The sequence below is a fragment of the Kitasatospora putterlickiae genome (assembly GCF_039527695.1).
GTDB classification, from domain to species: Bacteria; Actinomycetota; Actinomycetes; order Streptomycetales; family Streptomycetaceae; genus Kitasatospora; species Kitasatospora putterlickiae.
The window spans coordinates 1-5,576 of record NZ_BAAAKJ010000346.1; the positions used below are offsets into that span (position 1 = coordinate 1).

The 5,576-nt window shown below is 73.0% G+C and carries 3 protein-coding genes; all 3 read right to left on the minus strand.

The annotated features are described in order from the left end of the window. Window positions 1–68: 68 nt before the first annotated feature. The 3 genes from topA to ABD308_RS32205 all read right to left on the minus strand — a co-directional run bounded on the left by topA (window position 69) and on the right by ABD308_RS32205 (window position 5,456). Window positions 69–2,957, minus strand: coding sequence for a type I DNA topoisomerase (gene topA, locus ABD308_RS32195; protein WP_344342968.1), 2,889 nt, complete (start codon window positions 2,955–2,957; stop codon window positions 69–71). Between the two features lie 358 nt (window positions 2,958–3,315). Continuing rightward, on the minus strand, window positions 3,316–3,786 hold the full coding sequence (locus ABD308_RS32200) for a DUF3592 domain-containing protein (RefSeq protein WP_344342970.1): 471 nt from the start codon (window positions 3,784–3,786) through the stop codon (window positions 3,316–3,318). 137 nt (window positions 3,787–3,923) lie between these two features. Further along, on the minus strand, window positions 3,924–5,456 hold the full coding sequence (locus ABD308_RS32205) for a DUF7059 domain-containing protein (RefSeq protein WP_344342972.1): 1,533 nt from the start codon (window positions 5,454–5,456) through the stop codon (window positions 3,924–3,926). Window positions 5,457–5,576 lie beyond the last annotated feature (120 nt).

Genomic DNA, 5,576 nt, shown 5'->3' on the forward strand with positions numbered 1-5,576 from the left:
CGGACCGGGAAACGGTTCGGGCCCGCGCCGCCGGGGCGGACGCGGGCCCGGGTGCGACCGACCGGGGGTCAGCCCTCGTCGGTGGCGGTGGTCCTGCTCGCGGTGGTCTTGCTCGCCGCGGTCTTCTTGGCCGCCGTCGTCTTGGTGGCGGCCTTCTTCGCGGTGGTGGTCTTCTTCGCCGCCGTCTTGGCCGCCGTGGTGGTCTTCTTCGCGGCGGTCTTGGTCGCGGTCTTCTTGGCCGCCGCCTTCTTCGCCGGGGCCTTCTTCGCCGTCTTCTTGACCGGCCCGCGCGCCCGCTTCTCGGCGAGCAGCTCGTAGCCGCGCTCGGGGGTGATGGTCTCGACCGCGTCGTCCTTGCGGAGCGTGGCGTTGGTCTCGCCGTCGGTCACGTACGGCCCGAACCGGCCGTCCTTGACCACCACCGGGCGCTCGCTGACCGGGTCGGTGCCCAGCTCCTTGAGCGGCGGCGCGGCGGCGGCCCGGCCGCGCTGCTTGGGCTGGGCGTAGATCGCCAGCGCCTCCTCCAGCGTGACCGTGAACAGCTGGTCCTCGCCGGTGAGCGAGCGGGAGTCGGTGCCGCGCTTCAGGTACGGGCCGTAGCGGCCGTTCTGCGCGGTGATCTCCACGCCCTCCGGGTCGACGCCGACCACCCGCGGCAGCGAGAGCAGCTTCAGCGCGTCCTCCAGCGTGACGGTGTCCAGCGACATCGTCTTGAACAGCGAGGCGGTGCGCGGCTTGACGGCGTTCTTGCCGGTCTTGGGCGTGCCCTCGGGCAGGATCTCGGTGACGTACGGGCCGTAGCGGCCGTCCTTGGCGACCAGCATGTTGCCGCTGACCGGGTCCGGGCCGAGCTCGTAGTCGCCGCTGGGGCGGGCCAGCAGCTCCTCGGCCAGCTCGACGGTCAGCTCGTCCGGCGGCAGGTCGTCCGGGATGTCGGCGCGCTGGCCGGGCTCGCCCTCGACCTCGGAGGCGCGCTCCACGTACGGGCCGTAACGGCCGACCCGCAGGGTGATGTCGTCGCTGACCCGGAACGAGCTGATCTCCCGGGCGTCGATCGCGCCGAGGTCGGTGACCAGTTCCTTCAGACCGCCCAGGTGGTCGCCGTCGCCGTTGCCGGCCTCGGCGGCGCCGCCCGCGGCCACGCCCTCGCCGGAGCCCTCGCCGAAGTAGAAGCGCTTCAGCCACGGCACGGACTTCGCCTCGCCGGCCGCGATCCGGTCGAGGTCGTCCTCCATCTTCGCGGTGAAGTCGTAGTCGACCAGCCGGCCGAAGTGCTTCTCCAGCAGGTTGACCACGGCGAAGGAGAGGAACGACGGCACCAGCGCCGTCCCCTTCTTGAAGACGTACCGGCGGCCGATGATGGTGTCGATGATCGAGGCGTAGGTGGAGGGGCGGCCGATCTCCCGGTCCTCCAGCTCCTTCACCAGCGAGGCCTCGGTGTAGCGGGCCGGCGGCTTGGTGGCGTGGCCCTCGGGGGTGAGCCGCTCGGCGGCCAGCGGGTCGCCCTCGGTGACCTGGGGCAGGCGGCGCTCGCGGTCGTCCAGCTCGGCGTTCGGGTCGTCGGCGCCCTCCACGTAGGCCTTGAGGAAGCCGTGGAAGGTGATGATCTTGCCGGAGGCGGAGAACTCGACGTCCCGGCCGTCGGCGGCCCGGCCGCTCACCTTGACGGTGACCGACTGGCCGACCGCGTCCTTCATCTGGGAGGCGACGGTGCGCATCCAGATCAGCTCGTAGAGCCTGAAGTCGTCGCCGCTCAGGCCGGTCTCGGCGGGAGTGCGGAAGCGGTCGCCGGACGGGCGGACCGCCTCGTGCGCCTCCTGCGCGTTCTTCACCTTGGAGGCGTAGGTGCGCGGCGCGTCTGGCAGGTAGTCGGCGCCGTACAGCTGGGTGACCTGCGCGCGGGCGGCGTTCACGGCGGTGTCCGACAGCGTGGTGGAGTCGGTACGCATGTAGGTGATGAAGCCGTTCTCGTACAGCTTCTGGGCCACCTGCATGGTCCGCTTGGCGCCGAAGCCCAGCTTGCGGCTGGCCTCCTGCTGGAGCGTGGTGGTGCGGAACGGCGCGTAGGGCGAGCGGCGGTAGGGCTTGGACTCGACGCCGCGCACCGAGAACGCGGTCTGCTCCAGGGCGGCGGCCAGCGTGCGGGCGGCCTGCTCGTCCAGGTGCAGGGTGTTGGCGCTGCCCGCCTTGAGCCGGCCGTCCTGGCCGAAGTCGCGGCCGCTGGCGATCCGCTTGCCGTCAACGGCGGTCAGCCGGGCGCCGAAGCTCTCCGGGTTGGCCGCGTCGGCCGGGGTGCGGCCGGTGCCGAAGGTGCCGACCAGGTCCCAGTACGAGGCCGAGCGGAACGCCATCCGCTCGCGCTCGCGCTCGACGACCAGCCGGGTCGCGACCGACTGGACGCGGCCGGCCGACAGCTTCGGCATGACCTTCTTCCAGAGCACCGGCGAGACCTCGAAGCCGTACAGGCGGTCGAGGATGCGGCGGGTCTCCTGGGCGTCCACCAGGCGCTGGTTCAGCTCGCGCGGGTTGGCCACCGCCTCCTGGATGGCGGCCTTGGTGATCTCGTGGAACACCATGCGGTGCACCGGCACCTTGGGCTTGAGCACCTGCTGGAGGTGCCACGCGATGGCCTCGCCCTCGCGGTCCTCATCGGTGGCGAGGAAGAGCTCGTCGGACTCCGCCAGCAGCGACTTCAACTTGCTGACCTGGGACTTCTTGTCCGCGTTGACCACGTAGATCGGAGCGAAGTCGTGGTCGACGTCGACACCGAGGCGGCGCACCTCTCCGGTGTACTTGTCCGGGACCTCGGCGGCCGTGCTCGGGAGGTCGCGAATGTGCCCGACGCTCGCCTCGACGATGTAGCCGGGGCCCAGGTAGCCCTTGATCGTCTTCGCCTTGGCCGGCGACTCGACAATGACGAGTCGCTGTCCGTGCGCGGTCTCGCTGCTCGGGGACACCTTCGCTCTTCTCTCCCGGTCGTTACGTGAGCTGGTCGGCGCTGGCAGCACGGGCTGCGCTCCGCCCGACCCCTCCACCGTCCCGGGGCTGCCGCTGTACGACGACCCCACCAGCGGAGTGTGACCGTACCCCGGCCACCCTTGTCAAACGGACGGATCCCGCGATTTCACCGGCAAGGCCGACCGACGCCACTCGAACGGTAACCCGAGCGCGACGGATCGCGCCCTGCGGAGGGGGGCTTCGGCGGGTTTCGAAGGATGGAATGACGGATTTCAAAATCTGTCAACGGAATATCCACCCCCGGATCCCGCCGGGCCGGGAGCGGCCAGGCCTGGGCCGTCGTCGCCGACCACCCGGCTACCTGGCGATGAGCAGCAGGAGCGTACCGGCGCCCAGGCAGCCGACGCCGAGCGCCGTCCACAGCAGGTCGGCGACGACGGCCCGCGGACCGCCCTCCTCCGGCGCGAGCACCGCGAGGCCGGGGCGGCGGGGGTCGTAGGCGATCCGGACGGAGGTGCCCGGCACGAGCCGGGGCGGGCGGCGCAGCGGGGTGTGGCCGCGCGGGCGGGTCAGCACCAGTTCGCACGCCTCGACGGCCAGCGTTCCGCCGCCGGACACCGCCGCGGCGGGCCCGGTGGCGAAGGAGAGCAGGGGCGCGCTGTCGAGTTCGCCGTGCGCGTCGGCCTCGGCCACGACGGTCGCGACGGCCGGTCGGCCTCGACGGCGCACCCGGTGGCGCAGACGCACTTCGGCGGCGCACCAGAACAGGAGTGCGCCGCCGAAGAGGGCGAGTATCGCGCCCCCCGCCGTCGCCGTCGTCGTTTCCACCCCAGCCGCCCCCAGCCCTGTCCACAGCCTGTGGACAGAGCCTCACAGTCCACGGCCAACGAGGGGCAGATGTTCGGCGAACGGCCGACGAACCGGGGGAAGCCGCGAAGTGAACCGGCGCCCCCGGTCCTCGGCTGTCAGACCACCGGCCGGATGAACCCCTGCTCGGTCAGCAGCCGCAGCGACTCCGGCACGCGGTCCCGCAGCACCACCCGGTCCTCGCCCAGCAACTGGGCGATCGCGTCGACGATCTCGCCCGCCGACAGCGTCCCGTCGCAGACCCCGACGAAGCCGGCTCCCACCGTGTCCACCTTGGTGGCCCGGCGCATCCCCCGGTTGTGACGCAGGATCACGTGCTCGGGGTCCTCCGCCCCCGGCGCTCCCACCTGCTCCTGGACGACCTCGTCGGCCAGCACGTACCGTGCCGCCAGCAGGCCCGCGTCGTCGTGCGCGCGCAGGAAGTCCTGCCGGTCGAACCACTCCTCGATGTGCGGGCCGAGCGGCTGCTCCACCGGGTGCGGCCACTCCTCCACCCGGACGGTCGGCCGCTCGGCGCCGCTCGCCCGCAGGGTGATCCAGCCGAAGCCGACGCCCTCGACCCGGCCGGCCTCGAAGGCGTCCAGCCACTCCCCGTACCGGGCCAGGTAGTCGCCGCCGGGGCCGCGGTGGTCACCGCCGTCGCGCAGCCAGAGCTCCGCGTACTGGGCGACGTCCTGCACCTCGCGCTGGACGATCCAGGCGTCCAGCCCGGTGCCGGCCACCCAGCCGGCCAGACGGTCGTGCCAGTCCTCGCCCTTGACGTGCTGCCAGTTGGCCAGCAACTGGCAGTAGCCGCCCGGCTCCAGGTGGGCGGCGGCCGAGCGGACCAGGCCGCGGCAGAGGTCGTCCCCGGCCATCCCGCCGTCCCGGTAGGTGAACCGGCCGGCCGGCGAGATCACGAACGGCGGGTTGGAGACGATCAGGTCGAACCGCCGGTCCCCCACGGGCTCGAAGAGGCTGCCGGCGGCGGTCTCCGTGTTGTCGAAGCCGGACAGCGCCAGGGTCAGCTCGGTGAAGCGCAGCGCCCGCGCGTTGAGGTCGGTCGCGGTCACCCGCTGGGCGTGCCGGGCGGCGTGCAGGGCCTGGACGCCGGAGCCGGAACCGAGGTCCAGCACCGAGCGGACCGGGCGGCGCACCGTGATGTTGGCCAGCGTGGTGGACGCGCCACCCACCCCGAGCACCAGGTCCTTGCGGGCCACGCCGTGCGCGGTCTCGCCGGAGCCGATCCCGCCCGCGCCGCCGACCGCGCAGCCCAGGTCGGAGACCACCCAGGCGTCCGAACCCGGCAGCCCGGCGACCTCGTTGGCGTACGGGCGGACGTCCACGGTGGCGCGCACCAGTTCACCGTCCGGACGCAGCCAGCCGTCGGCCAGGCAGTCCTCCACCGGCAGCGCGGCGGCGGCCGCCTTGTACGGCACGGGCTGCTGCAGCAGGAAGAGCCGCACCAGCGTCTCCAGCGGGCTGCCGCCGCGGGTCGCGCGCAGCGCGGGCACCGCCTCGCTGCGGGCCAGCGCCGAGTACCCGGCGGGCCCGAGCAGGTCCAGGCAGCCGTCGGCGGTGTACGAGGCGGCGAGCAGCGCCTCGCGCAGCTTGGCGAGGCGGGTCGGGTCGAGAACGGGGCTACTGATCACCCCGCCATTGTCCCCCGCGAGGCCCGCCGCGCCCGCCCGTCCAGCCGTCCTGCGCCCTGCCGCCCGCTTCCTCCGGAACGCCGACGACCCCCTCGGCCGTGGCCGAGGGGGTGCGGGGTG